Source organism: Dickeya parazeae Ech586 (assembly GCF_000025065.1).
Taxonomy (GTDB): domain Bacteria; phylum Pseudomonadota; class Gammaproteobacteria; order Enterobacterales; family Enterobacteriaceae; genus Dickeya; species Dickeya zeae.
In genome coordinates this window covers 3176163-3202537 of sequence record NC_013592.1, presented here as the reverse complement: position 1 = coordinate 3202537, position 26375 = coordinate 3176163, and the positions used below count along the sequence as shown (strand labels likewise).

The following is a 26375-nucleotide window of genomic DNA, read 5'->3' as shown; positions in this document are numbered from 1 at the left end:
GTGCGCCAGCGGGGATTCACGCTGCTGGAAATCATGCTGGTGGTATTGCTGGCCGGTATTGCCGCCACACTGGTCATGATGGCGATCCCTGCGCCCAAGCAGCAGGACAGCGGCTGGCAGATAGCCCGCTTTAAAGCACAACTGCAATACGCGGTGGAGGACAGTCAGATGAATGACCATATTCTGGGGATTTATCTGCAACCTCACCGCTGGCAATACGCACTGTTGCAGCGTCAGGTCGTGGAGAATTCGCCCGAAGATCAACAACGTCTGCGCTATGTCTGGGTACCGTGGCAGCCGTACCGCCTGTCTTCACCCAGCGAACTACCGGCTAGCTTTCAAATTGAACTGTCTACGCAGACAGTGGCGGCGGGCGGCGGTGCCGGTTTTTCGCCGGGCAATGGCGACCCGCATATCCTGATTCTGCCGGGCGGCGAAGTGACGCCTTTTCGTCTGACGTTGCGTAACGGTAATGACTCTGCCTGGCTACAGGTCGATACCAACGGTCAGCTACATACGTCGTCGGAAGCGGAGCGCTAAGGGATGAAACAGCAGGGAATGACGTTGCTCGAAGTGATGGTGGCGTTGGTTATTTTCGCGCTGGCGGGGTTGACGGTGCTGAAAACAACTGCGCAGCAGGCAAATAGCCTGGGGCGTCTGGAAGAGAAGACGTTTGCGCTCTGGATTGCGGAAAACCAACAGGCGGTGATGCGGTTGGAAAAACAGTGGCCGCAAACCCAATGGGTGACGGGGGAGGTTACTTTTGCCGGTTCACAGTGGTTTTGGCGCATTCAAGGGGTAGCCACGGCGGATCCGCAGGTACGCGCCATCGATGTTGAAGTGCGCCATGATCGTGACAGCCGGGCTGCCGATGCCGTATTGCGCAGTTATCAGGTTCAGCCGGGAGACCCTGCGCAGTGAAACGTCCAGAAAGAGTGAAACGGCCAGAGAGCGGCTTTACCTTGCTGGAAATGATGCTGGCGCTGGCGATTTTCGCGGCGTTGAGTCTGGCTGCCTCGCAGGTGATGAATGGCGTGATGCGTAACGACGAGACGTCAGCGCGCAAAGAAGCCCGACTGGCAGAACTGCAACGGGGCTTTTCCCTGATGGAGCGAGATTTTTCACAAATCGTTCCTCGCCGTAGCCAAGGCTATGAACTGGGGTTTTACACTGAGCGTTATCAATTAGGCAGCGCCGACTGGGCGGTTAGCTTCATCCGCAATGGTTGGCTCAATCCGCTGGGCATTATGCCGCGTTCGGAACTACAGCGGGTCGGATACCGGCTGCGCGGCGATACGCTGGAGCGGTTGTTTTATGATTCCTCCGAACCACTGTCGACGCAGGAACCGGCGATACGGGCGGTGTTAACCGGTGTGAGCGGTTTCGTCTTGCGCTTTTTCGGCAAGGATGGCTGGCAGGATCGCTGGGATGATACGACTCATCTGCCGCGAGGTATCGCCATCGTCGTGACCCTGCGGGATTACGGCGACATTACCCGCGTGTTTATGGTGACGCCGCGCTACGTGGCGACGCAAAGTCAAAATAAGGCAGGGCAAAACGGCGATAACCGCGACGACGATAAGAACGTGAGCAGTCAGGAACAACAGTCGCAGGACAATACCGATGGCCAGCAGAACCAGCAGGCCGCCCCGGATGATAACAGCGGGGGGGATTCATGAGCCGTCGTCAACGTGGTGTCGCCCTGCTGATCGTAATGTTGATGCTGGCATTGATGGTTACTATCGCCGCGTCGATTACGGAGCGCAGCGGCAAAGCCTGGCAACGTACCAGCAATTTACTCAACCGTTCTCAGGCCCGCTGGTATGCCCTGGGCGCGGAGGCGCTGATTTCCAGTGTGTTACAGCGTGATGCGAAGGCCTCACCCCAAAGTACCTTTATCGGCCAGCCCTGGTCTAAGGTGGACCACCAGATAATGTCTGACGGCAGTGAAATTCGTGCACAGGTACAGGATGGTCAGGCTTGTCTTAATCTGAATGCGTTGAGTCCAGCGAAAAAAACATTAGCTACAGGCACATCCGGCAACGATACGAATAGCAGCAACACGAGTAACAGCAGCAGTAGCAGCAATAGCGGTAGCTCCGCCAGCGCGAGTAATAGCAGCAACAATAGCAGCAGCCAGTCCTCGTCCGCCAACAACGGTAACCCTGAGCAAGGGCCTTATGCCGCGCGGGTTTTTCGCCAGCTATTGATTGTGTTGGGGGAAGAGCCTAAGCAGGCGGAACATATTACCGATGCGGTGCGCGATTGGATCGATGAGGATAGCGAGCCGCTGATGAACGGGGCGGAAGACGACAGCTATGTCAATTTTCATCCCGGTAATCAGCGTATGGCGGATGTTTCAGAGCTGCGGGCGGTCATGGGGGTGGATGCGGGGTTATATCGCCGGTTATTGCCTTATGTCTGCGTTTTGCCGGTGGATAAGCTGGCTATCAATGTGAATACGCTGACACCAGACAGCGCGCCGCTGCTATCGGCGTTATTCATGGGCGAAATCAATCGGGATATCGCTGAGCGCATATTGCAGCAGCGGCCACCGCAAGGGTGGCGCAATCTTAATGATTTTATGGGGATGCTGACCCTGTCGGGAAATGGTAAGACTGGCGCTCGCCAGGCGCTGGTGATAAAGAGCGACTGGTTTTTTGCCGACATTCAGATACGGGTGGACGACAGTGAATTCTATCAACGCAGCCTGTTTCACCGTGGTAAACAGACTGAGGTAGTACAGCGTCAGTACGGGGGATATAGGACGGTGAACCCATGAATAAGGCCGAAAATATCAGCGGCAAACAACAACTGATTTTGCGGTTACCGACAGAGGCCTCCGGCAGTCTGGAGTGGCTTATCTGGTCTGTCAGCCGCCACCAGGCGTTATCCAGAGGTATGGGCACGCTGGAGAACCTCCAGTCGGCGTTGGTGGATTATCCGGTCATGTCAGTACGGGCGCTGGTGCCGTCCACGGATGTGACGCTGCATAACCTGTCACTACCACGCCAGTCGCGTCGGCAACTGTTACAGGCGATTCCATTTATGTTGGAAGAGCAGGTAGCAAGCGATATTGACCAGTTGCATTTTGCCGTTATGGACATGCAAGGGGATACCGCGACGGTGGCGGTGGTGCAAAAGTCACGTTTGCAGGCGTGGCTGACGCTGTGCGAAGCGCTGGGCGTGCCGCTAGAAACCATCATGCCGGATGTGATGGCATTGCCGCGTGCCGATAGTGCCTGGAGCGCCATTAGCCACCAGAATCTGTGGTTATTTCGTCAGGATACCGGTGTTGGCATGGCTGCGGAGGAAAGCTGGTATCAATCGTTGCTGTCCAGCTTTCAGCCATTACCTGCCGTACACTGCTACAGCCCGGTACCAGCGTCGGCACTCACCTGGCAACCACAACCGGTAACCGATTTACTGACACTGGCAGCACAAGCGGCCTTGCCAATGAGTATGGATTTGCGGCAGGGGGAGTATGCGCCGGTGAAGCCCTGGAAACAGGCGTTGTTGCCGTGGCGCAATGTGCTGATTGCCTTGTCTGCCTGGTTGCTGCTGGTGTTGGGCGAATCTGTCTGGACCCATTATCAATTGTATCGCCAGGCGGACTACTGGCGTCAGGAAAGCGTGCGGGTATACCGCAAATTGTTCCCGGATGAAAAACAGGTGGTTAACCCGCGTGCGCAGATGCAACGCCATTTGCAGGAGGTACGCACGGGGGGCAGCGGCTTTGCCTTGACCGAGCAGATGAACCGGTTGCAGCAACTGGTGGCGCAGAATGACGGCGTGTCGTTGCAGTCGTTGTCGTACGATCGGAGCCGCGATGAGTTACGGCTCAGCCTGCGTGCCACGTCCTATGCGCAGATGGAGCAGTTCCGTCAGCAGGCTCAGGCGTATTTCCAGATCCCGCCGGGGGAAATGAAGCAGGAAAAAGATCATGTTGAAGGCCAGTTAACCCTGAGGAGTCAGCCATGAATGAATTACGTCGTCGCTGGCAGATAATGAGCCAGCGTGAGCGGATGATGATGCTGGCGTGTGGCGGTTTGGTGGTACTTTGCCTGCTGTATTACCTGATCTGGTCACCCTGGCAGGAGAGTGCGCGACAATGGCAGATGACTATCGATCGTGAGCGTCAGACCGTGCGTTGGATGCAACAACAAGCGCCACGGTTACCGCCGCCGGAAGGCGCACGGCGACAAATCGCCGGTCGTGACATCAGCCTGACGGTGCTGGTGCCGCAAAGCGCCGCCCGTTTCGGCATTACCGTACTGCGTATGCAGCCGCAGGAGTCGCAGGTATCGGTAACGTTGGCCCGTAGCGACTTCAATAACCTGCTGCACTGGCTGGCTGAACTGGAGCAGAAAAACGGTGTGATTACCCAAGGGATGGATGTGACCGCAGTACCCAACAGTCCTGGCATCGTGGAAGTGACCCGTTTGTCGCTGGAGCGGGTATTGTAACTGGAGTGGGTACTGTAACGGTTCAATCCCCGAGTCAGCCGTTCTGCGTGTTAGTGCGCAAAAAATGATGTCCGGCGTCCAACTGTCTAGGCGGCGCCAGTAGCGTGTGTCAGCATACCGGCCATCAGGGAATAGGAGAACAACATGGATCTGGTCGCCTTCGCCAATACTAGCCCACGTATCTGGCTGGGGATGCTGTTAGTGCTGGGGCTGGTCATCGGCAGTTTCCTCAACGTGGTTATCCATCGGTTACCTGTCATGCTGGAGCGGCGCTGGCAGCAGGAGGCGCGTTTCCACCTGGGGTTGCCCGTTGGTGCGCCGCCTTCTCGCTATGATCTGTGCTGGCCGCCGTCTTCCTGCCCACACTGCCATCAACGCTTACGTGTGCGTGACAATATCCCAGTGCTGAGCTGGTTATGGCTGCGTGGGCGCGCCCACTGTTGCGGTGGCGAGGTATCCTGGCGTTATCCGCTGATTGAATTGCTGTCAGGGGGCGCTTTTTTGCTGGCCGGTTTACTCTGGCAACCGGGGATGGCGCTGCTGGGGGCACTGCTGTGTATTAGCATGTTGCTGGCGCTGGCAGTGATTGACGCGCGAACCCAATTATTACCGGATGTGATGACATTGCCGCTATTATGGTGCGGGTTGTTGTTCAATCTGGCCGATACGTTTGTACCGCTTGAACAGGCGGTTATCGGTGCCATGGCGGGGTACCTGTCGCTGTGGCTGATTTACTGGGGATTTCGCCTGTTGAGTGGACGTGAGGCGTTGGGGTACGGTGACTTCAAACTGTTGGCTGCGCTGGGAGCCTGGCTTGGCTGGCAGGCGCTCCCTAATCTGGTGCTGATCGCGTCGTTAACCGGGCTGGTGGCAACACTGTTGTGGCGGCGCATCCGGCGAATCAATATGCAGCAACCGCTGGCGTTCGGCCCCTGGCTGGCGGTGAGTGGCGCAATCGGTCTGGTGTTGAATGTGCTTGGCGGCTGGAGTCACTAACGAGCCGGATACCGTCTTGCGGCCGGTCTTTTTTCGCTGTACGCCTAAAAGAAACAGGCTGGCAGAATGGCTGCCAGCCTGTCGTTTATTCGTCTTTCGTGTACTGATAATAATTTTTTGTTGTCGCTTCAACAGGAGCCTTCTGTTGAAGTGGATGAGGAAAAACCGTCAGGGTTATTCCAGCATCAGTAAAAAAGTGCCTACCCATAAAAATAAAATAAACGAAACGCCCATGAATAAGTACTTCACTGATTTTTCTCCAGCACTATTACGCTAGCAATAATTCCTACGCCAGCAATAATTCCGATTGTGCGTTTAGCTTCAGGAGCCGCCTGTATTAAGACGATCCCCAGTCACTGCCGCCTGGGCGGGCAGATGAGGGAATCGGCGCTAATCTACGCCGGGTCAGGGGCGAAATTCAAGAGGAATGTTTAACGTCGGCTCATTGACGTGCTCAGTTGTCCTCAATAGTGACGATGATCGTCGTATCGCCAGTCCCAGTGAATGGACATTCTCTCGTCAGACGGGGTAAGCCAGCAGGTTATATGGCGGCAAGTGCCAGACATAAAAAGAAAAAATCGTTTTTTTGGTGAATCGGGCCAGCATGTAAATTGCTGTACTGAATCAGGATACAAATCAGGAATCCCGTGGTAGGCTGTAAGCCGGTACTGATATTGTTATCAGATTGTAATGGAAAGGATGTAAGGATGGCGAAGTCGTCAATGCTGTCTGTGTCATCCTGACGGACAATCAACAGGGAGACACAGAACCTGATGCAGACAACAGAAGTAGACCAGCGGCTGAGAGAGCTCGACTCGCGCTTAACGATGGTGCTGGTGCCGGGATTACGTGACAGTGACGAAGACCACTGGCAGAGCTACTGGGAACGCCGGTTTCCCTTCTGGCGGCGTATCCGTCAGAAAGAATGGTATCAGGCAGATCTGGATCGCTGGGTGTTGGCTATCCGCCGCGAACTGGCGACCTGTGATCGCCCTGCGGTGCTGATAGGCCACAGTTTTGGCGCGCTGGCTGCCTGCCATGTGGTCCAGCAGGGCATGGAAGGGATTGCCGGTGTGATGCTGGTGGCACCTGCAGAACCCATGCGTTTTGAGATTGAAGACCGAATTCTACCCGAGCAACTGGCGGTACCCAGCCTGGCATTTGCCAGCCACAACGACCCGCTGATGACCTTTTCCCGTGCTGAGTACTGGGCGAAAGTCTGGGGAAGTAGCCTGGTGGATGTGGGCGAAGGCGGGCATATCAATGCTGAAGCTGGGTTTGGTAAATGGGAGTATGGGCTGCAACGTCTGGCGGCGTTTGGTGAGCACCTGTCGCCTGCCGGTTGATACGGCGGTTCACACACAGGCCGGTGTGCTGTGTGGTTATCCTTACCTATCTTCGTCATTGATAGGCTACCAACGCGTTGGTTTGCTTATCTGATCTATACCCCAAATAATTCGAGTTGCAGGAAGGCGGCAAGTGAGTGAATCCCGATGAGCTTACTCAGGTAAGTGATTCGGGTGAATGAACGCAGCCAACACACCTGCAACTTGAAGTATGACGGGTATATATTGGCCTGTCGCCCGATGGGCCAATACACCCTGTGTTAACCCAGTGGATTCTTCGCCCGCCACCTGGCGTACTCAGCGTGTATATAACCTGATGCGTCGTCATTAGCACCGAATGGTATGGCGGCTGTTCCTGCAATAAGGTATATCCCTTGTCCTGAGCCGTTACCAATAACGTCATTTTTACTGATCGTTTTTACTGATCGTTATTATTGGGTATTCGGCTATCGGATGATCGTTCTGCTATCACATTGCTGTTCGCTAACAACATGAGGCGGCGGGGCGTAATTGCCCGTATCGACCGCCAACAAATAAGGAAAACGCTATGTCAGGTTTGTTTGATCCTATTCATATTGGTGCTATTCAGGCTGAAAACCGTATTGTCATGGCACCGCTGACCCGCATGCGTGCTTTTGATCAGCGTATCCCAAGCGCGCTGTCGCAGGAGTATTACGTTCAGCGTGCCAGTGCCGGGATGATCCTGACGGAGGCGACCGCCGTTACCCCACAGGGTGTCGGTTACCCCAATACCCCAGGCATCTGGTCGGAGGAACACATTGAAGGCTGGCGTCGCATCAATGCGGCGGTCCACGCGGCAGGCGGCAAAATGGTGTTGCAGATGTGGCATGTGGGTCGCATTTCAGACCCCGTCTATCTGGACGGCGAGTTACCGGTGGCTCCCAGCGCCATTGCGGCAGAGGGGCATGTGGCGACGATTCGCCCATACAAACCCTATGTGGTGCCACGCGCGCTGGAAACGGATGAAATCCCAGGGATTGTTGAAGACTTTCGTCAGGCGGCGGAAAACGCCAAACGCGCTGGGTTTGATGGGGTGGAAATCCATGCGGCCAATGGTTACCTGTTCGATCAATTTCTGCATGATGGCTCAAACCAGCGCACCGATCAGTACGGCGGCTCGATTGCCAATCGGGCGCGTTTCCTGTTGGAAACCGTCGATGCTGTGTTGACCGTCTGGCCAGCGGATCGGGTCGGCGTGCACCTGAATACCATGTCTAACACCCATTCTATGCAGGACGCCGATCCGCAAGCGCTGTTCGGCTATGTAGCAGAACAACTGGACAGTCGTGAACTGGCCTTCATCTTTGTGCGTGAAGCGTTGGATACCCCACAGCGTATTCTGCCGCTGATCCGTAAAACCTTCCGTGGCGTAGTGATCGCCAATGATGGCCTGACCCGTGACACGGCCGAACAATTGTTAGCGGATGGCGAGGCGGATGCGGTGTCGTTTGGGAGAATGTATATCGCCAACCCGGATCTGGTTGAGCGCCTGCGTCGCGGTGCACCGCTGAATGAACTCAACGGCAGCACGATCTATGGTGCGGGGGCGGAAGGCTATACCGATTACCCGGTATTGGCGGAATAAAACTCCCCAGGAGGCCATCGGCCTCCTTTTTTACGACTCTACGTATTTACGACCGCTACGGTTGAATCACCGCGGTGGTTAGCCGGGCAATGCAGCAGCGCCGCTGGCGTTCGTCCACTATTTCTACCTGCCAGACTTGTGTCTGGCGGCCCAGATGCAGTGGCTGGCAGATTCCCCGTACCTCTCCTTGTATCACCGCCCGTAGATGACTGGCGTTAATTTCTACGCCGACCACGCTGGCACCTGGTTCGGTGCACAGCCAGCCCGCCACTGAGCCGAGAGATTCGGCCAGCACCACCGAAGCACCGCCATGCAACAGGCCAAATGGCTGTCGGGTGCGGGCGTCTACCGGCATCAGCGCTTCCAGACTGTTGTCCGTCATGTGGACAAAACGGATCCCCAGATGCGACAACATGCAGTCTTCACTCATCTGGTTGAGCATGTCCAGCGTGGTGACGCGTTTCCAGATCAAGGTGTGTTTCTCCTGTTTTCCATCAAGAGCCCGTGCCGGGGTCATGCGCCCAGCGTAGCACCACCGTCGATGACCACATCCTGTAACGTCACGTGGCCTGCCAAATCAGACGCCAGAAACAGCACTGTGTCGGTAATGTCGCGCGGACGGGCGATTTTGCCGAGCGGAATGCCCAGTTTGAACTGTTCCGGAAAACCGGTAATGGTGTGTTGTTCTGCATCGGGGGCGTGCCACAGGCTGCGCTGCATCGGGGTATCGGTGGAGCCGGGTGAGACCAGATTGCAGCGCACGCCATACGGCGCCAATTCGAGACCGACGGTCAGGCACAGGCTGCGTAAGGCCGCCTTGGAAGCGCAATAGGCGGCCATGCCGACGCGCGGCACATGCGCGGCGTTGGAGCCGATAGACACGATAGCACCGCGGCGTTGCCGCTGAAATTGTGGGAGCACGGCCTGAAACAGATGAAACGCACCGCCAGCGTTGACGTTTAGGCAATCCTGCCAGTCTTGCTGACTGAGCGTTTCGGTGTGGCCCATTCGCAGGATCCCGGCACCGTTAATCAGCACATCCAGATGCGGCGTCTGTGCCAGTTGTCTGGCACAGGTGGCAGCAACAGCCGCTGCATCGCTGACATCCAGCTCGATGGCGTGAAACGGCAAATCGTCTGAGGAAAAGGCACGGTCAAACCCGGTGACGGTCGCCCCCGCCTCGGTAAAACGGCAGGCGATGTCATAACCGATGCCGCGTCCGGCACCGGTTACCCACACCTGCTTACCGCTGAAATCCAGCGCGACGCTCATGCTTCCTCCGCCTGACGCTGGCTGAGCAACTGATGCCAGTGACGCAACGTAGGCTTTTTCACTAATGCCACGAAGTCTAGGTCATGCCCTTGCTGACGCCAGCGGGTAACCAGCGACATGATGCGTACTGAATCCAACCCATAATCCAGCAGGTTGTCGTCGTCGCCGATGTCGTCATCGTCATCCAGCAACGGCAGCAGTTCGGCGCGCAGGCGCGTCAGGCCGTCGTCCGTATGTGGCGTGAGCGCATCCAGCAGTTGTTCGCAGGTCAGCACCCGGCCGCAGCGACCGGCGGTATAACGCAGTGCCATCAGGTGTTCTTCCTGGGAAAAATCTGCCAGCGCATCGGCTACCATGAACGGTTTGATGTCACGCATAAACGCATCGGTAGCGGTCGTCAGGCAACCGATATGCGCGTATACCCCACAGATAATCAACTGGTCACGGCCGGATGATTTCAAGCGCTGTTCCAGATCAGAACGGTGGAAGGCGCTGTAGCGCCATTTCACCAGCACGGTATCGCTGTCTTCCGGCGTCAGGGCGGCGGCGATGCGCTGTTGTTCCGGGTGGCGATTGAGTCCCGGTCCCCACATGTCGTTGAGCAGCGCCCGGTCAGCGTCGCTTTGCTGATTGGGCTGGGCGGTATAAAACACCGGGATACCCTGCTGACGGCATGCCTGTCGAAGGCGTGCGACGTTGGCGATCAACTGTTCGGTCAGCGGGCTGTTTTCTCCCCAGAAATTGAGGAAGTAGTTTTGCATGTCATGAATCAGCAAGGCCGCGCGAGAGGCGTCAACCGGCCAGTTCACCTTATTGACTGGCAGGTGCTCTGCGCTGGGAAGTGGGTAGGCGTTCAGTTTTGGAATAGCCATGATTTATTCTCCTGCAGCGGCCGTTGCGACGTGCTGTTGCGCCAGCTGGCGTAGCCGCTGTTTATCGACTTTGCCCACTGCGGTTTCCGGCAGGGTGGGCAGTTGTTCAAATCGGTCCGGTAATTTGTAGTCGGCGATACCCTGTTCACGCAGGTGGCGACGTAATGTCACCGCTTTGAGTGGCTCGCGGGTGACCAGAAAAGCGCAGCTTTTCTCACCCATCATCGGGTCGGGCACCGCCACCAGCGCGGCGTTGATCACGGCGGGGTGGCGAAGCAGCAGGTTTTCGATCTCTTCAGCGGCAATCTTTTCCCCGCCACGGTTGATCTGGTCTTTTTCACGCCCGACCACTTGCAGGTAGCCATCGGCCTGTTGGATCACCACATCGCCGGAGCAGTAGAACCCTTGCGCGTTGAACACCTGGCGGTTGTAGGCCGGGCTGCGGTAGTAACCACGGAAGGTGTAGGGGCCACGCGTCATCAGACGGCCCGGTGTACCGTGCGGCAATGGGTTGCCGTCGGCATCGGCTACCCAGACCTCGTCATCGTCGCTGATCGGGCAGCCCTGCGTGGTAAAGCAGTGGACATCGTCATCGTCCAGCCGGGTGTAATTCACCAGCCCTTCGGCCATGCCGAACACTTGCTGTAACTGGCAACCCAGCTCTGTTGGTATGCGCCGTGCCAGCGATTCGCTTAACCGAGCACCACCGACCTGCAGTACGCGCAGGCTTGCCAGCGCGTGGCGATCGCCGGATAACGCCACCGCTTCCAGCCACAGTGTGACAGCTGGGGGGACCAGCGCGGTGAGGGTGATGCGGTGCTGCGCAATCAACGGGAAACAGCAGGCTGGGCTGGGGTCGCTTGCCAGCACGACCGTGCCCCCGGCATAAAACACACCCAGTGCGCCCGGCGAACTGAGCGGGTAGTTGTGGGCGGCGGGCAGGGCGCACAGGAAACGGGTATGTGCGTCAACCCGGCAAATCTCCACGCTGCCGCGGATGCTGTAGTAGTAATCGTTGTGGGTACGAGGAATCAGTTTCGGGGTGCCGGTGCTACCGCCGGAAAGCTGGAAGAATGCCACCTGATCGGCGGGTGTCGGGGTTGCTGGTGCGAAGGCTTCCGCTTCCAGCAGCAACTGTGACAAATCCTGAGACGTGTCGCCATCACCACGCAGCAGAACGTGCTGTAACGTGGGGCAGCGTTGGCGTAGTTCGTTGATAAAATCATCGCTGGCAAACAATGCGTGGCTGCGATCGGCTATCAGCAGCGTTGGCGCAATCTGGTCGGCATAGGCGCACAGCTCGCTGCGCTGATGGCTGAACAGGGCGTTGACCGGCACGATACCGGCACGCAGCAGCGCGAAGTACGTCAGGTAGAACTCGGCGATATTGCCTAGTTGTACCAGCGCCGTTTGCCCTGGGGTGATGCCCTGGCGTTGCAGTGAGCCAGCTAATTGCGCCACCAGTTGGTTCATCTGGCGGTAGCTGAGCGTGCGTTCGCCATCGATCAGGGCGATGGCGTCATTATCAGCATGACGGGTGAGGATGTCGCCCAGCGGGAGATCCAGCCAGTAGCCCCGCTCGCGATAACGCTGCTCCAGCTCGGGCGGCCAGCGGGTGAATTCAACCATCATGCTGCACACTCCTGATCCTGACGAAGACCAAATGCACGCAGCATGGTGCTCAATTTAACGCCGGTTTCGTGCCATTCAGACACGGGCTGAGAGTCTGGTACGATGCCTGCACCGGCAAACAGCCGTACCCGGTTTTGCCGTACCTCGCCACAGCGAATGGTTACCACCCACTGGCCGTTGCCTTCATCGTCGCACCAGCCGACGATACCGCCGAATAGCCCACGGTTGAACGGTTCCAGTTGAGCGATACGGTCCCGAGCCGCTTCAAACGGTACGCCGCACAGCGCCGGGGTGGGGTGTAGCAGGCAGGCAATCGACAGGGCGTTTTCCTGGGCGTTCAACACTTCACCCTGAACACGGGTCGCCAGATGCCACAGCACCGGTGTGCTCAGCAGCTCGGGGGTGTCCGGAATGCTCAGTGTCCGACAACGTGCTGCCAGTACCCGACGAATATCATCGGTGACCAGTCGGTGTTCGTGGCGATCTTTCGCGGAGGCCAGTAGCGTACGGCGCAGGCGCTGATCTTCCACCGGGTCGTCGCTACGGCGGGCGGAACCGGCCAGCGGCTGGGACACAATCTGGTTACCCTGCTTATGCAGTAGCAGTTCCGGGCTAGCACCCAGCAGTGCACCTTGTTCCAGCGGTACGTGGAAGTTGTAGCTCCAGGGGTTTTGCTGGTTGAGTTGTCGCAACAGGCGGATTGAGTCCAGCGGTTGTTCGGTGTCGATATCCAGCAGGCGAGACAGCACGATTTTATTCAAATCGCCGTTACGGGTGGCCTCAACGCCTGCGCTGACCATCTGGCAAAACGCATCGTGTCCCGGTACTTCACGTATCTGGCGTGCGCTTATTGGCGTAGAGGGCAGAATATCGTGTTGTAGGGTGTCCCGTGAGAACCAGTGCGACTGTTGCGGCACAAACAGTCGTGCAGGCTGGCGTTTGTCAAACGGGATAGCGCCCACCAGCAGCGGCCGGGCGATACCATCCTGCCGGGCGCGGGCAAACAGGGCGCTGACCTGCTGCTGAACATCGCCCTGGAGGTGCTCGCCCCCTGCCACGGCCGTCGACAAGGCGGCGTAACATCCACGGGCATGCAGGCTGTTGTCGGGAGACAGAAACAGAAAATCATCGTGCTGAAGCGTGCGGACATCCAGCGATGAAGAGGTAGCTGCGAGCGTTGACACGGGGGGTATCCTTATGTCGAGAGTGGAACAAAATGGTGGCGCGCAGGCGTCACCGCAGGGCGGGAAAACCCGCCCTGCCGCGTATTACCAGCTGTAGCTGACCGTCGCGACGACAGTACGCCCGCTGCCGTAGAAGCAGGCAGTATCGCCACCGCATGACGCCACATAGCGCTTGTCGGTCAGGTTGTTGACGTTCAGTTGCACCGTTGTGCCTTTCAACTGCGAAGAGAGCGAACCTAACTCGTAGCGCGCCATCGCGTCGTACAGGGTATAAGCCGGGACTTTGAAGCTCTCGGCGTTATCGCCGTAGCTTGAGCCGACATAACGCACCCCGGTACCCAGCGTGACACCACGCAGCGGGCCGTTCTGGAAGCTGTAGCTGCCCCAGGTGGACGCGGAGTGACGCGGAATCGCCGATGGCGTTTTGTTCACCTGGCTGGCGGTGTAGCTGTCTTTGGTGACCGCATCGGTATAGGTGTAGGCCGCCATCAGGCTGATTTCCGGCGTCAGTTGCGTGTGCACTTCCGCTTCCGCGCCTTTGGATTTCACTTTGCCGATCTGTTCGTTGTACTGGGTCACGCTGTTGTACGAGGTGATGTTTTTCTGCGTGATATCAAACAGCGATAAGGTCAGCAGGGTATTGCTGCCTTTAGGCTGGAATTTGATACCCACCTCGGATTGTTCACCGGTGGTCGGTTTAAACGCAGGCGTGCCGGGGGCGCCGGAGTCCAGGTTGGGTTCAAACGAGGTGCTGTAGCTGACATACGGCGAAATACCGTTATCGAACGCGTAGAGCAGGCCAGTACGACCCGTGAATTTACTGTCGTCTTGCTGTGTTGAGGTACTGGTGGTGTGGTCTTGCGTGCGTATTTGGCTCCAGTCATGGCGACCGGACAGCAGCAGGTTCCACTGATTCCATTCCATCTGGTCTTGCAGATAAACGCCGACCTGATCGAGTTTTTTCTTGTAAGACTGGTTCAACGAGAGCTGGCTGTCGCTGACCAGATAAGAACCACCGTAGCTGGGGTTCGCCCAGTCAAAGTTGTATCCCGAACCGCTGTTGCGCCAGTAGTTGTAATCGCGATCCTGCCATTTGTAATCCACCCCACTGAGTACAGTGTGTTGGACATCGCCGGTTTCCAGCTTGACCTTCATCTGGTTATCCAGACCGATTTCGTCGGCGTTCAGCTCTTCACGCACCTGACGGCGGGACAGCGACGTATCAGAGATCTCCGGGTTACTCCAGGTATACACCAGATACTTGTAACGTTCTCTTAGCTGGGAATAGCGGAAGTTTTGCTGGAAAGAGACGTTATCGTTGAAGGAGTGGTCGAAAATATAACCGATGCCGATCTGCTCGCGTTTTGAACGATTGTAGTTAGGGTCGCTGACGTCCAGATCACGCGGAATATAGCCTGCGCTGGCTTCGGTCACGGTACCTATCTTGGGCAGGAAGTTGCGGTAACCGGCCTTAGGGTCGTTCTGGTAACTGGTCAGCAGCGTAAAGCTGGTATCGCTGTTCGGCAACCAGGTAATGGCTGGCGCGATAGCAACGCGCTTCTCTTTGTAATCCTTGACGAATTCATCACGGGTGCTGGCGATACCGTTGAGGCGGTAAAGCAGGGTTTTATCGTCATTGAGTGCGCCGCCGAAATCAAACGCCGCTTCACCCAGATGCTGATTACCCGCGCTGAATTCCACTTTGTGGATATCTTCTGCCGTTGGGCGTTTGCTGGTCATGCTGATGAGCCCGCCGGGGTTGACCTGTCCATACAGGACGGAGGCAGGACCGTGCACTAGCTCTACTCGTTCCAGTAACCAGGGGTCTATTTTCCCCAGCGCAGCACCCTGGCCGCTCAGGCCATAGCTCAGGCCATCAAGGAATTTCGGCGCGTAGCGGAAACCACGGGCAATCACTTCATCGTTGCGGTTAGACGAACCGCGGTAGTTGCTGACCACGCCGCTGGAATAGTTCAGAGCGTCGGATACGGAAGAAACCGCTTGTGCGTCCATCTGGTCGCGGGTGACCACGGTGACGGATTGCGGGGTTTTGATGAGCGGCGTGCTGGTTTTGGTGCCGGACGCACTTTCCTTCGCCACGATGCCTTTCAGCGGTGCAGTCACGCTTTCAGCGGCGGTTGCCGACACCACCATGGTATCGGTACTGGTCGTGGTGTCCGCTGCCTGTGCATGCGCAGCCACCAGCAAGGTGGAAGCCAGCATGGCTGGCATGGCGTTTTTATTTTTCTGCCAAGACTTTAGTTTTGTTAATTGTTTCTTCCTGGTGCTACGCATCAGAGATCCCCTCCTGTAAAAGACCTTATTTTTTATGTGCGTCAGGCTGTGTACTCACCGGCCTTGCCATTCTTTGCATTAAAAAATCGAATTAACTTTGAATTCATGTGGTTAATTTGTTTTTTAGCGATATGTGACCAGATGGCGAGTTTTTAAATCCCAGTAAACTTTGGGAATTGCATCTTATTGCAAATGAAAATGTTTCTCAATATTATTCTCGTTGTCTAAATAAATGTAAATTCACAAATCGACACATTAGTTCTGTTAACTGAATGTAAGTGAAACGTAAAGGGTTGACCCAGGAGGTTTTGATGTCGGCAGTACAGCCGTCAGGTTTCGCCGCCACGCTGTTGTCATCACCCCAGGCCGGGGATGACGCGTGGTGGCAACAGATCGCCCGCGTGGGTACGCCGCTGGTGGAAACGCAGGATAGCGAGCGGGTTCGCATGACCTTTCTCTGGCGTGACCCGAACGGCGATGAGCATCACTCCGCTATCCAACGGGTGTATGCCGATATCAACGGCGTGACCGATCACCACAGTACTGATCCGCAGAGCCTGGCGCGCCTGCCCGGCACCGATGTCTGGCATTGGTCGATGGTAATTGAACACGACTGGCGTGGCAGTTATTCCCTGATCCCGATTGCGGCGGCGCAACTGCCACCGGCATTCAGCGACGATGAACAACAGCGTGATGATCAGCAGCGGGCGTGGTGGTGTTCGCTGTTTCCCTGCGCGATGGCTGACCCGTTCAACCTGAGCCGACCGTGGGGAGCGCAATTGTCAGCGGCGCATATGCCGGGGGCGCCATCACAGCAGGCCTGGTGTGCGGTGGATCAAGGGACAGCGAGTGGCGCAGACCCAGCCAGGCTGACGGTGTTTGACTGGCAGAGCGAGCAGCTTGGCAACCAGCGTCGCATTTGGCTGTACACCACCGGGGAGAGCGACGCTCCGGCACAACGGCCGCTCTGTCTCATTCTGGATGGGCAGCGGTGGGCTGACGACACACCGCTGTTTAATGCTCTGGATACGGAAACCGCACAGGGCAATATTCCGCCCGCCGTTTGGTTATTTATTGACGCGATTGATGGGGAAACCCGTTGTCGGGAACTGCCGTGCGATGCCGCGTTCTGGCTGGCGGTACAGCAGGAATTGCTGCCGCAGGCAGCGCGCCTGACGCCGTTTAGTGACGATCCGGACCGTACCGTCGTAGCCGGGCAGAGTTATGGCGGACTGGCGGCGCTGTACGCCGGTTTGCACTGGCCGCAGCGTTTTGGCCGCGTACTCACGCAATCTGGCTCGTTCTGGTGGCCGAATCTGCAATTCATCACCGATTTTGATCAGCACGCGACGCTGGAGCCCGGCGTGTTGGTGACCCAGGTGCGGCAGGGTGGTCGGACGGCATCGCCGCTGGTGATTTTTCAGGAAGCGGGACGGCGTGAGGCAGATATCGCCTTCGTCAATCAACAGATGCATGAGGCGCTGATAGCTGCAGGGCATCAGGTTTACCAGCGTGTGTATGCCGGTGGGCATGACACCTTGTGCTGGCGTGGCGGGTTGATGGACGGATGTCGTTGGTTGTTAAACCACAGCCATATCCGATAACGCGCGGCACCCCTTATCACATGAGGTAATAACAATGAGTCAGGAACAAGTAAATCCGTTTGACGATGATCGTCTGACATTTCTGGTCGTCACCAACGAGCAACAGCAATACAGCCTGTGGCCAGAGTTTGCCGTCGTACCGGCGGGCTGGCAGGTGGTCTACGGGCCGCAGTCCCGCGAGGCGTGCATCGCCTATACCGAAACCCACTGGCAGGACATGCGTCCGGCGAGCCTGCGGGCTGAAAACGCCTAACCGGCATGACCAGTCGGGACTGTTTCCGTTGACGGAGTAAGGAAAACAACGTGTCAGAGCTACTTAACGAAACACAATTATCTACCCAGCAATCATCATCGACAAAGAAACCATCATCGACCCAGCAGCCATCATCCGCTGAAGCGTCATCGTCTCATCCCCACGTCTCCTTCTCCCCGGCGGGAGCGTCCGGGCAGCCGGTTTCTGCTCACGACGTCACGTCGGCACAGTCGGTGAATGTGTTGGAACTGCCGCTGGTGGCGGCCCAACCCGGTATCTGGATGGCCGATCACATCGCCAGTCAGTCGAATGCGTTCACGGTGGCGCATGCGCTGGAGTTGAACGGCCCGGTTGACCCGGACTGTCTGCTGGCGGCCATCCGTCAGGGGCTGTCGGAAGCGGATACGGTGCAGGCGCGCTTTGGCTTCAATGATCTTGGCGAACCGGTACAGTGGCTACCTTCTGCACCGGGTATAGCGGCGATTCATGAACCGGAATGGCTGGATTTTCGCGACCTAGCGCAAGGCGAGCAGGCTGCCTGGGCGCTGATGCAAGCGGATTTAGCCGCGCCGCTGCCGGTTGATGGTGGGCAACCGCTGTATCGTCAGGTACTGATGCAGGTATCGGCACAGCCGGAACGCTGGTTCTGGTATCAGCGCTTTCATCATCTGATGGTGGATGGTTTCAGTTTCGATGCTCTGACCCGGCGTATTGTGGCGATTTACAACGCCCTTAGCGCCGGTAAAACGCCGGACGCCTCGCCGTTTACACCGTTTGCTGATGTGGTGACGGAATACCAAGAGTGGGAACGTTCGTCGGCCTATCAGCAGTCGGCTACGTTCTGGCGCGAGCATGCCAGCGAATTGCCGACGCCGGTGTCGCTGGCGGCAGACGTTTGTGAGGCCTCGCCGCAGGGCATCCGCACCTTACAACAACGGGTCACCTTACCCGCTGCACCTTTTGTCGCACTGGCGGAGCAACGGTTTGGCGCTCAGCTACAACCGGCGGAAATTGCGATGGCGGCACTGGCGGTGTACCTCTACCGCATGAGTGGCGAGTCGCGTTTGTCGGTAGGCTTTCCGTTTATGCGGCGCATGGGGTCGGCAGCATTGTGTGCGTGTGGGCCGGTAGTGAACGTACTGCCGCTTCAACTCACGCTGCAACCCGAGATGACCCTCATCGATGCCACGCAGAGGTTGCAGAAGGAAATCAAGGCGGTACGACGTCATCAGCGTTATGAAGCGGAACAGTTACGACGGGATCTGGGGCTGGTCGGTGGCAGTGAGGGCTTGTACGGGCCAGTGATCAATTTCAAGGTGTATAACGCCGAACTGACACTGGGCAATACGCCGGTCACCACCCATGTGCTGGCGATGGGGCCGGTGGACGATATGGAGTTTACCCTTGGCGTGCAGGAGGGCGAGCTGCAACTGGAACTGGTCGCCAATCCGGCGCGCTATGATGCCCCAGCGTTGCAAGGGCATGCGCAGCGTCTGCAACACCTGCTGACGCAACTGATACAACAACCGGAGCAGGCTATCGGCGAATTAAGCCTGTTGAGTGACGACGAATGGCGGCGTATTGACGGCTGGGGCAGTGGCCCGCGCCTGACGATACCCACGACGTTGCACTCGGTGCTGGATTGCCTGCAACAGCAGGTACAGCAACAACCCGATGCATTGGCTGTGACCTGCGGCCGCGAGCAACTCAGCTACCGCCAGTTATCGGCGCAGGTCATGCAACTGGCCCGTCGGCTGATGGCGCAGGGCATCGGTGCCGGTGATGTGGTGGCGATCGGCGTACCGCGTTCGGTCTCGTCGGTGGTGGCGATGTTTGGGGTACTGGCCAGCGGTGCGGCTTATATGCCGTTGGATCTGGATTACCCACGCGAACGTCTGGCGTTGATGTGTGACGATGCGCGTCCGGTCCTGCTGCTGACCCACAGCACGGTACGTGAGTCTATGCCGACACTGCCGCAGGTGCTGTGTCTGGACGATGCCACGTTACGGGCCGAGTGCGCCCGCTTGCCTGCCCACCCGGTAACGGACGCGGAGCGACGAGAGCCGTTACGGGCTGAACATCTGGCGTACATGATCTACACCTCTGGTTCTACCGGGAAGCCGAAAGGGGTGATGAGTACCCATGCCGGTTTGCTCAACCTGATGATGTCACATTCGAGCTTCCTGTTTGGCCCGGTGATAGATCGCTTTTCACGGCAAAATGGTCGCCGTTTACGTGCCGGACACACGGCGTCATTCTCCTTCGATTCCTCCTGGGAACCGCTGTTTTGCATGATGATGGGCAGCGAATTACACATTTTCGATGAAGAGCTGCGTAAAGATGCCTGGGCGCTGGTTCAACACTTTACTCAGACGCCTATCGATTTGCTGGACATCACCCCGTCGTTTTTCACCCAGATGATCGACAGCGGCTTGCTGGAGCCGGATAACCATCAGCCCGCTTTCATCATGATTGGCGGTGAAGCGGCCACACCTCGGCTGTGGCAACTGATGCGCCAGCACCCGCAGATGGAAATTCATAACTATTACGGGCCGTCGGAATACACCATCGATACGCTGGGTGCCCGGGTCACGGTGGCGGACCAGCCGGTTATCGGCCAACCGGTCGCCAATACCCGTGTGTGGCTGCTGGATAACCACCTGCGACCGGTGCCGGTAGGCGTCCCCGGTGAGCTGTATATCGCCGGGCCGGGGCTGGCGCGTGGTTACCTGCGCCGCCCGGATCTCACGGCGACGCGCTTTGTCGCCTGTCCGTTCATAGCGGGGGCGGTGATGTACCGCACCGGCGACCTGATGCGCTGGCGTCACGACGGCCAATTGGCCTTTATCGGCCGCGTTGACCATCAGATCAAAGTGCGCGGCTTTCGCGTGGAGCTGGGCGAAGTAGAAAATGCGCTGGTGGCGTTGGATGAGGTCAGTACCGCGGTGGTGATCGCCGAACCACTGGGTGCGACGCACCGGCTCATCGGTTATTGCTCGGTGCCGAACGAGAACGTCCGCGAACAACCGGATTGCGCTGCCCGTTTGCTGGCACAACTGGCTGAGCAACTGCCGGATTACATGGTCCCGGCGGTGCTGATGGTGATGGCGGAACTGCCGCTGACCGTCAACGGTAAAATTGACCGTCAGGCACTGCCAAAACCGCAGCAAGCAGAAGCCGTGGCGGGACGTGAACCCGCCACCGATGAAGAACGGCTGATTTGCCAGTCCATCGCCAGCCTGCTGAAACTGGACGCGGTCAGCGCGGAAGCGGATTTCTTTGCACTCGGCGGCGACAGTATTTCCGCCATGGGGCTGGGCACGCTGTTGCGACGCGCCGGTTGGCAACTGCGGCCGAAAACCATTTTCGCCGAGCGCACGCCAGCGCGGATGGCGCAGGCGATGCAGCCGCTGACGACGACAGCCACGCCGTCACGCACCATGCGCTACGGTGTGGTGGACGGGCTGCCTATCGTACACAGTTTCGCCCAACTGGCGGGCATCAACCAACGGTTTGCGCACGGCGTATTCCTGTCGGTGCCTGAAACATTGCAACCGGCACACCTGATGCAGGCGTTGAGCGCACTGGTGCAGGCCCACCCGGCGTTAACCGCACAGACCTGTGACGACCATCTGATCATTCATCAGACGTCATCGACGGCCGTGCCGCTACAGTGTGACACGCTAAGCGCACAAGAGCCGGTTGAGGTGGCGGCAGAACGGGCATTTGAGGCAGCGGTAGCACGTCTTGACCCGGCAGCCGGTCAGATGATGCAGGCCGTACTATTGCAACGCGATGGTCGTGCTTGTGGGCTGGTGCTGGTGGCCCATCATCTGGTGGTGGACGGCGTGTCGTGGCGTGTGCTGTTACCCGAGCTGCGTCAGGCTGCTGAAGCGGCGATGGGGGGGCAGCCGGTCGTGTTAGCGGCTGAAGAGTGCTCGCTATACGACTGGTCTGCCAGCCTGAAAGGGCAGGTAGCCGCGCGCCGTGCTGAGTTACCATTCTGGCAATCAGTGCTGGCGACGCCACTGCCTCGGCTGGGGCGTCGAGCGCTTAACCCGTCCTGCGATCAGGAGCAGACCCGGCAACAATCACGTCGGGTGCTGGATACCCGGTTGACGCAGGCGGTGCTGACGCGCTTACCGGAATGCTATCAGGCGCGGGTGGACGAGATTCTGCTGGGCGCGTTGGTTCAGGCTTGCCACCACCGTTTTGGCGTGCAACCGCTGCGACTGGCACTGGAATCTCACGGGCGTATCGAAACGCCGGAAGGGGTGGATCTCGCCCGTACCGTCGGCTGGCTGACCGCCGAATACCCGGTGTGCATCGCGGCACCGACGGCACAGGCCGATACGCCCTGGGCTATTTTACGTTCGGTGAAAAGTGCGCTGCGGGCGGTGCCGGATCGCGGCGTCGGCTACGGCGTGCTGCGCTATCTGGATACACAGAGTGCCGAGACCCTGGCGTCGTTGCACACCCATGCACCGGAAATCCTGTTTAACTATTTGGGGCGCTTCGAGTCGGGCGAGGGCCACTGGTCACCTCGTCGCAGCGATCGCCACTTCCGCGATACCTTTGCCGTACTACAGGCACCGACGATACCGCTCAGCCACCCGCTGGATATCAATATCTTTGTTGATGAACAGGGCGAACAGCCGCAACTGGCCATCCACTGGGGATGGGCGCATGGCGTGTTCGATGAGGATGATATCGACGCGTTGCATCAGGGAATGGCGCAAGCGATCGACGCGTGGCGGCAACAGGCGGATTACCCGCCGTTGTCGGATACGCTGGTCTGTGCTGACGTCGCGCAGGATGCGGTCACCGACGAGACGCTGGATTGCCTGCGTCAACATTACGGGCCATTGTCAGCAGTGTTGCCGGTGCTGCCATTACAGCAAGGGTTGCTGTTCCACGCGCAACTGGCGCAGACCTCCGGGAGTTATAACTCGCTGACCCGGCTGTCGTTGCACGGCCCGCTGTCGGTGGCACAACTGAGTCAGGCATTAGAAGCGGTGGTTCGTCACCATCCACAACTGGCGGCGCGTTTTGATACCGAACAGACGTCGGTGCCGTTGCAGGTGTTGCCGGTGCTGCGTGACGACCAGTGCTACTGGCCGTTGGAGAGTCAGACGTTACCGGCGATGCCAGCAGACGAAGAGGCCGCTGCGCTGCTGGCGCTGGAAAAAGCTGAACTGGCGCGCGACCTGTTTCACCAGCCCTCATCCATGTTGCACGCCTTGCTGGTCAGCCATGCGGGCACTGAGCGTCACACACTGTTTCTGAATGCGCATCATCTGGTGGTGGATGGCTGGTCGACCCCGGTATGCCTGCGTGACCTGTTCACCACGTTGTATCAGGGGCGCTCGGCACTCACGCCGCACAGCGTGCCGTATGCCGACATCGTTCGGCAACTGGCGGCCCGCGACGCGCAGGCGTCACGTCAGCGCTGGCGTGACGTGCTGACGGGTGCCCGCCCGACCCTGCTATTTGGTGACGGACCGCATCATGGCGATGGTTCGTATCATGATGAAGTGCGCGAGCTGGAGTTACTGCCGGAACCGCAACTGGAACACGGGTTACTGGCGCTGTGTAAACAGTATGGCCTGACGCTCAACAGCGTAATGCAGGGCATCTGGGGGATGTTGCTGTGCGCCAGTAGCGGCGCGGACGATGTGCTGTTCGGCTCGCCGGTGTCCGGCCGCTTCGGGCAGATCGACGGCATCAGCCAGCAGGTCGGGTTATTCAGCAATACGTTACCGGTGCGGGTACGGTTGGATGCATCACGGCCGTTGCCGCCGCAGTTGGCTGAGCTACAGGCGCTGCAAATTCAACTGATTGAACACGATGACGTAGGCCTGGGGGAAATCCAGCAACTGGCGGGTACCGGCACGCTGTTCGACACCTTGCTGGTGGTGGAGAACTACCCGGATGGCGATGAGCTGAGTCAGGCCGGGCAGGCGCTGCGCTGTGAGGCGGTCAACAATCGGGGTTATACCCACTATCCGCTGACGCTGCTGGTGCTGCCGGGCAAACGGCTGCGGCTGCTGATGGAATACCGCGACAGCGTGGCGCAGCCGCAGCGGCTGGCGCAGCGCTTATTACTGTTACTGCAACAACTGGTGGCAGACCCGGAGCGCCCGCTGTCGGCCTGGAATCTGCAACTGCCGCAAGAGCAGGCGCTGCTGGCGGCGGTCAATCGTACCGAACAGCCAGTACCGCCGGGTACGTTGCATCAGGCGTTGGCAGCACAGGCACAACGCACGCCGGAGCGTATCGCGCTGGTGGATAGTCAGCATCAGTTGACCTACCGTCAGGTTCAACGCCAGACCCGTCTGCTGGCCGACCGGCTGATCGACGCCGGTGTGCGCCCCGGCGACATCGTGGCGGTGGCGCTGCCGCGCTCGGTGCGCTTGAGCCTGGCGTTATATGCCATTCTGGAGGCGGGTGCGGCCTGGCTGCCGCTGGATACCGGTTACCCAGATGAGCGGCTGGCGCTGATGGTGGAGGATGCGCAACCTCGCCTGCTGATCACCGAAAGCCGTTTGCAATCGCGTTTTGCGGGCATGGCCGATGTACTGTTGCTCGATACGCTGGCGGATGAACGCCAGTCGCCGCGTCACTCGTCGCCGCCGGTCGCCGATCAGCAGGCCGCTTACGTGATTTACACCTCCGGTTCTACTGGCCGCCCGAAAGGGGTGGTGGTCGGCCATCAGGCTATCGTCAACCGTTTGTGGTGGATGCAGCATCAATACCCGTTAGTGGCGGATGACGTGGTGCTACAGAAAACACCGTGCAGCTTCGATGTGTCGGTGTGGGAGTTCTTCTGGCCGCTGATGGTCGGTGCCCGTCTGGTGATGGCACCGCCGGATGCGCACCGTGACCCGGAGGCACTGGTACAGTTGATCAACGATTACGCGGTGACCACCTTGCACTTCGTGCCGTCGATGCTGGCGGCCTGGGTGAGTGCGCTGGAGACGCATCCGCGTGACGAGATCGGCTGTGGCAGCCTGCGGCGAGTGTTCTGTAGTGGTGAAGCGCTGTCGCGCGAACTGGCGCTGGATTATCAGTCGCTCATCGCGGCACCGCTGCACAACTTGTACGGCCCGACCGAAGCCGCAGTGGATGTCACCTGGCAACCGGCCTCTGGCGAGGCGCTGGAACGCTGTCAGTTGCCGGGCATTCCTATCGGCCTGCCGGTGTGGAATACCCAACTGCGTATTCTGGACGGCGCGTTGCGGCCGGTACCGGTCGGCGTAGCGGGCGATCTGTATTTGTGCGGTATCCAACTGGCGCAGGGGTACCTGCGGCGACCGGATTTGACTGCCAGCCGTTTTGTGGCGGACCCGTTTGCCCACGGTGAACGGATGTACCGTACCGGCGATATCGCACGCTGGCTGGAAGACGGCACGGTAGACTACCTGGGGCGTAGCGATGACCAGTTGAAAATCCGTGGTCAGCGCATCGAACTGGGCGAAATTGAGCAGGTGCTGCTGGCACAGCCCGGCGTGGCGCAAGCGGTGGTCGGTGCGCGTGAGTTGGGTGGAAAAGCAACCCGACTGCACGGTGCCGATGCCCGACAGCTGGTGGCCTGGCTGGTGGCGCAGGCCGGTGTCTCGCTGGATGTTGACCAGTTGCAACAGTCGCTGTCGCAGCAATTGCCAGCCCATATGGTGCCAGTGAGTTATGTGCTGATGGCGTCATTCCCGCTGAGTGCGAATGGCAAACTGGATCGTAAGGCGTTACCGGCACCTGCCGGACAGCACGCTGACGGGCGCGCTCCGCAAACGGACATCGAACGCACGGTCGCGGCCCTGTTTGTTGATTTACTGGCCTGCGAGACAGTATCGGTGGATGACGATTTCTTTGCACTGGGCGGTCACTCGTTGCTGGCCATGCGACTGGCCGCCGAGATTCGCCGTCAGCTGCAACACTCGCTGACGGTGGGGCAGATTATGGCGGCACGCAGCGTAGCCCGCATTGCAGCGCTGGTAGAAGGCGATGCGGACAGCCAGCATCTGGACGGTAATGGCGATATGCTGCCGTTACGGACGGGAACCGGGCCGGTGCTGTTCTGCCTGCATCCGGCATCGGGCTTTGCCTGGCAGTATGCGGGTCTGTTGCAGTATCTGGACGGGGAGTACCCGATCGTCGGGTTGCAATCACCACGACCGGACGGGGTGATTGCCGCGTGTGAATCGGTGGACGCGATGTGTGAGCGCCATCTGGCGACCATCCGGCGTATTCAGCCGCAGGGGCCGTATTTCCTGCTGGGTTACTCGCTCGGCGGTACGCTGGCGCACGGTATCGCTGCACGGTTGCAACAGGCGGGCGAAACGGTGTCGTTCCTCGGTTTGTTGGATACCTATCCGCCGGAAGGGCAGGACTGGACCGCCCCGGATGAAGCCGACGCCCGCGAGGAAGTCGAGCGTGAACAGGCCGGGTTTATGGCCGACACGCAGGCGGAGGACGACCCGCAACTGCGCGCAGAACGGGAGGCGATGTTTGGCAATATCGTCGCTAACTATCAGGATGCGGTACGGCTGTTGTCATCGGCCCGTTCACAGCGTTACGACGGTGAAGCCACGTTGTTTGTGGCAACCCGCACCCTGCCAGCAGGGATGGACGTTGACGCAACCTGGGCACCGTATGTCGGTACACTGACGCAGTATCCGCAGTATTGTGAGCACGCGGATATTCTGTCGCCCGCATCGCTGGAAAACCTGGGGCCGTTGCTGAATAAGCTGCTACACCGGTGAATGAGAACATGGCCGACAGCAGTCGGCCATGGAGGCTGTAGACAACCATCTTAATCGTCAGCAATGGGTCTTTCTGGCGTCAAAAACTGT

At 58.6% G+C, this 26375-nt stretch carries 19 protein-coding genes; 12 read left to right on the top strand and 7 right to left on the bottom strand.

The features are described from left to right. From gspH to DD586_RS13945, 7 genes are all read left to right on the top strand, one after another. Complete coding sequence (gene gspH / locus DD586_RS13975) at nucleotides 1–540, top strand: type II secretion system minor pseudopilin GspH (protein WP_012885482.1); 540 nt, start codon at nucleotides 1–3, stop codon at nucleotides 538–540. Nucleotides 541–543: 3 nt separating this feature from the next. Further along, complete coding sequence (gspI, locus tag DD586_RS13970; protein WP_012885481.1) at nucleotides 544–921, top strand: type II secretion system minor pseudopilin GspI; 378 nt, start codon at nucleotides 544–546, stop codon at nucleotides 919–921. Then, nucleotides 918–1679: a type II secretion system minor pseudopilin GspJ gene (gspJ, locus tag DD586_RS13965; RefSeq protein WP_012885480.1), complete on the top strand. Its 762-nt coding sequence runs from the start codon at nucleotides 918–920 to the stop codon at nucleotides 1677–1679. Before gspI ends, gspJ begins: the two co-directional genes overlap by 4 nt. Continuing rightward, on the top strand, nucleotides 1676–2782 hold the full coding sequence (gspK, locus tag DD586_RS13960) for a type II secretion system minor pseudopilin GspK (protein WP_012885479.1): 1107 nt from the start codon (nucleotides 1676–1678) through the stop codon (nucleotides 2780–2782). Before gspJ ends, gspK begins: the two co-directional genes overlap by 4 nt. Beyond that, the gene (gspL, locus tag DD586_RS13955) at nucleotides 2779–3981 is read left to right on the top strand and encodes a type II secretion system protein GspL (RefSeq protein WP_012885478.1); all 1203 of its coding nucleotides are present in this window, start codon (nucleotides 2779–2781) and stop codon (nucleotides 3979–3981) included. The genes gspK and gspL overlap by 4 nt, the downstream gene beginning before the upstream one ends. Next, on the top strand, nucleotides 3978–4466 hold the full coding sequence (gene gspM, locus DD586_RS13950; RefSeq protein ID WP_012885477.1) for a type II secretion system protein GspM: 489 nt from the start codon (nucleotides 3978–3980) through the stop codon (nucleotides 4464–4466). The genes gspL and gspM overlap by 4 nt, the downstream gene beginning before the upstream one ends. Nucleotides 4467–4610: 144 nt before the next feature. Further along, nucleotides 4611–5462, top strand: coding sequence for a prepilin peptidase (locus DD586_RS13945; RefSeq protein WP_012885476.1), 852 nt, complete (start codon nucleotides 4611–4613; stop codon nucleotides 5460–5462). Nucleotides 5463–5636: 174 nt separating this feature from the next. Here DD586_RS13945 and ypdK read toward each other — a convergent pair whose 3' ends face one another. Beyond that, entirely contained in the window at nucleotides 5637–5711 is a 75-nt protein-coding gene (ypdK, locus tag DD586_RS22510; protein WP_099327210.1) for a membrane protein YpdK, read from the bottom strand. Nucleotides 5712–6235: 524 nt separating this feature from the next. Here ypdK and DD586_RS13935 point away from each other — a divergent pair. Further along, nucleotides 6236–6808, top strand: a complete 573-nt coding sequence (locus tag DD586_RS13935) for an RBBP9/YdeN family alpha/beta hydrolase (RefSeq protein ID WP_012885474.1) — start codon at nucleotides 6236–6238, stop codon at nucleotides 6806–6808. Nucleotides 6809–7355: 547 nt separating this feature from the next. Further along, nucleotides 7356–8414 (top strand): alkene reductase, encoded by a 1059-nt coding sequence (locus tag DD586_RS13930; protein ID WP_012885473.1) that lies wholly within the window; start codon nucleotides 7356–7358, stop codon nucleotides 8412–8414. Nucleotides 8415–8469: 55 nt separating this feature from the next. Here the strand turns inward: DD586_RS13930 and DD586_RS13925 are convergent, their stop codons facing one another. The 6 genes from DD586_RS13925 to DD586_RS13900 form a co-directional block, all read right to left on the bottom strand. After that, entirely contained in the window at nucleotides 8470–8886 is a 417-nt protein-coding gene (locus DD586_RS13925) for a hotdog fold thioesterase (RefSeq protein ID WP_041165008.1), read from the bottom strand. Between the two features lie 41 nt (nucleotides 8887–8927). Continuing rightward, nucleotides 8928–9686, bottom strand: coding sequence for a 2,3-dihydro-2,3-dihydroxybenzoate dehydrogenase (gene dhbA / locus DD586_RS13920; RefSeq protein WP_012885471.1), 759 nt, complete (start codon nucleotides 9684–9686; stop codon nucleotides 8928–8930). After that, on the bottom strand, nucleotides 9683–10558 hold the full coding sequence (locus DD586_RS13915) for an isochorismatase family protein (RefSeq protein ID WP_012885470.1): 876 nt from the start codon (nucleotides 10556–10558) through the stop codon (nucleotides 9683–9685). Before DD586_RS13915 ends, dhbA begins: the two co-directional genes overlap by 4 nt. 3 nt (nucleotides 10559–10561) lie before the next feature. Then, the gene (locus tag DD586_RS13910) at nucleotides 10562–12190 is read right to left on the bottom strand and encodes a (2,3-dihydroxybenzoyl)adenylate synthase (protein ID WP_012885469.1); all 1629 of its coding nucleotides are present in this window, start codon (nucleotides 12188–12190) and stop codon (nucleotides 10562–10564) included. Continuing rightward, nucleotides 12187–13374, bottom strand: coding sequence for an isochorismate synthase (locus DD586_RS13905; protein WP_012885468.1), 1188 nt, complete (start codon nucleotides 13372–13374; stop codon nucleotides 12187–12189). The genes DD586_RS13910 and DD586_RS13905 overlap by 4 nt, the downstream gene beginning before the upstream one ends. Nucleotides 13375–13458: 84 nt before the next feature. Further along, nucleotides 13459–15669, bottom strand: a complete 2211-nt coding sequence (locus DD586_RS13900; RefSeq protein WP_012885467.1) for a TonB-dependent siderophore receptor — start codon at nucleotides 15667–15669, stop codon at nucleotides 13459–13461. 311 nt (nucleotides 15670–15980) lie between these two features. Between DD586_RS13900 and fes the strand changes: the two genes are divergently transcribed. Genes fes through DD586_RS13885 form a run of 3 tightly spaced genes read left to right on the top strand, consistent with a single transcriptional unit; the run spans nucleotide 15981 to nucleotide 26285 of the window. Next, nucleotides 15981–17273: an enterochelin esterase gene (gene fes, locus DD586_RS13895; protein ID WP_012885466.1), complete on the top strand. Its 1293-nt coding sequence runs from the start codon at nucleotides 15981–15983 to the stop codon at nucleotides 17271–17273. Nucleotides 17274–17307: 34 nt separating this feature from the next. Next, complete coding sequence (locus tag DD586_RS13890) at nucleotides 17308–17526, top strand: MbtH family protein (RefSeq protein WP_012885465.1); 219 nt, start codon at nucleotides 17308–17310, stop codon at nucleotides 17524–17526. A gap of 50 nt (nucleotides 17527–17576) precedes the next feature. Then, nucleotides 17577–26285 (top strand): amino acid adenylation domain-containing protein, encoded by an 8709-nt coding sequence (locus tag DD586_RS13885; protein ID WP_012885464.1) that lies wholly within the window; start codon nucleotides 17577–17579, stop codon nucleotides 26283–26285. Nucleotides 26286–26375: the final 90 nt, after the last annotated feature.

Coding starts and splice junctions, on each gene's coding strand:
- DD586_RS13900 (WP_012885467.1), bottom strand. CDS start 15,669: ATGCGTAGCACCAGGAAGAAACAATTAACAAAACTAAAGTCTTGGCAG.
- gspL (WP_012885478.1), top strand. CDS start 2,779: ATGAATAAGGCCGAAAATATCAGCGGCAAACAACAACTGATTTTGCGG.
- DD586_RS13945 (WP_012885476.1), top strand. CDS start 4,611: ATGGATCTGGTCGCCTTCGCCAATACTAGCCCACGTATCTGGCTGGGG.
- gspK (WP_012885479.1), top strand. CDS start 1,676: ATGAGCCGTCGTCAACGTGGTGTCGCCCTGCTGATCGTAATGTTGATG.
- gspI (WP_012885481.1), top strand. CDS start 544: ATGAAACAGCAGGGAATGACGTTGCTCGAAGTGATGGTGGCGTTGGTT.
- DD586_RS13890 (WP_012885465.1), top strand. CDS start 17,308: ATGAGTCAGGAACAAGTAAATCCGTTTGACGATGATCGTCTGACATTT.
- DD586_RS13915 (WP_012885470.1), bottom strand. CDS start 10,558: ATGGCTATTCCAAAACTGAACGCCTACCCACTTCCCAGCGCAGAGCAC.
- DD586_RS13910 (WP_012885469.1), bottom strand. CDS start 12,190: ATGATGGTTGAATTCACCCGCTGGCCGCCCGAGCTGGAGCAGCGTTAT.
- DD586_RS13930 (WP_012885473.1), top strand. CDS start 7,356: ATGTCAGGTTTGTTTGATCCTATTCATATTGGTGCTATTCAGGCTGAA.
- gspM (WP_012885477.1), top strand. CDS start 3,978: ATGAATGAATTACGTCGTCGCTGGCAGATAATGAGCCAGCGTGAGCGG.
- fes (WP_012885466.1), top strand. CDS start 15,981: ATGTCGGCAGTACAGCCGTCAGGTTTCGCCGCCACGCTGTTGTCATCA.
- dhbA (WP_012885471.1), bottom strand. CDS start 9,686: ATGAGCGTCGCGCTGGATTTCAGCGGTAAGCAGGTGTGGGTAACCGGT.
- DD586_RS13935 (WP_012885474.1), top strand. CDS start 6,236: ATGCAGACAACAGAAGTAGACCAGCGGCTGAGAGAGCTCGACTCGCGC.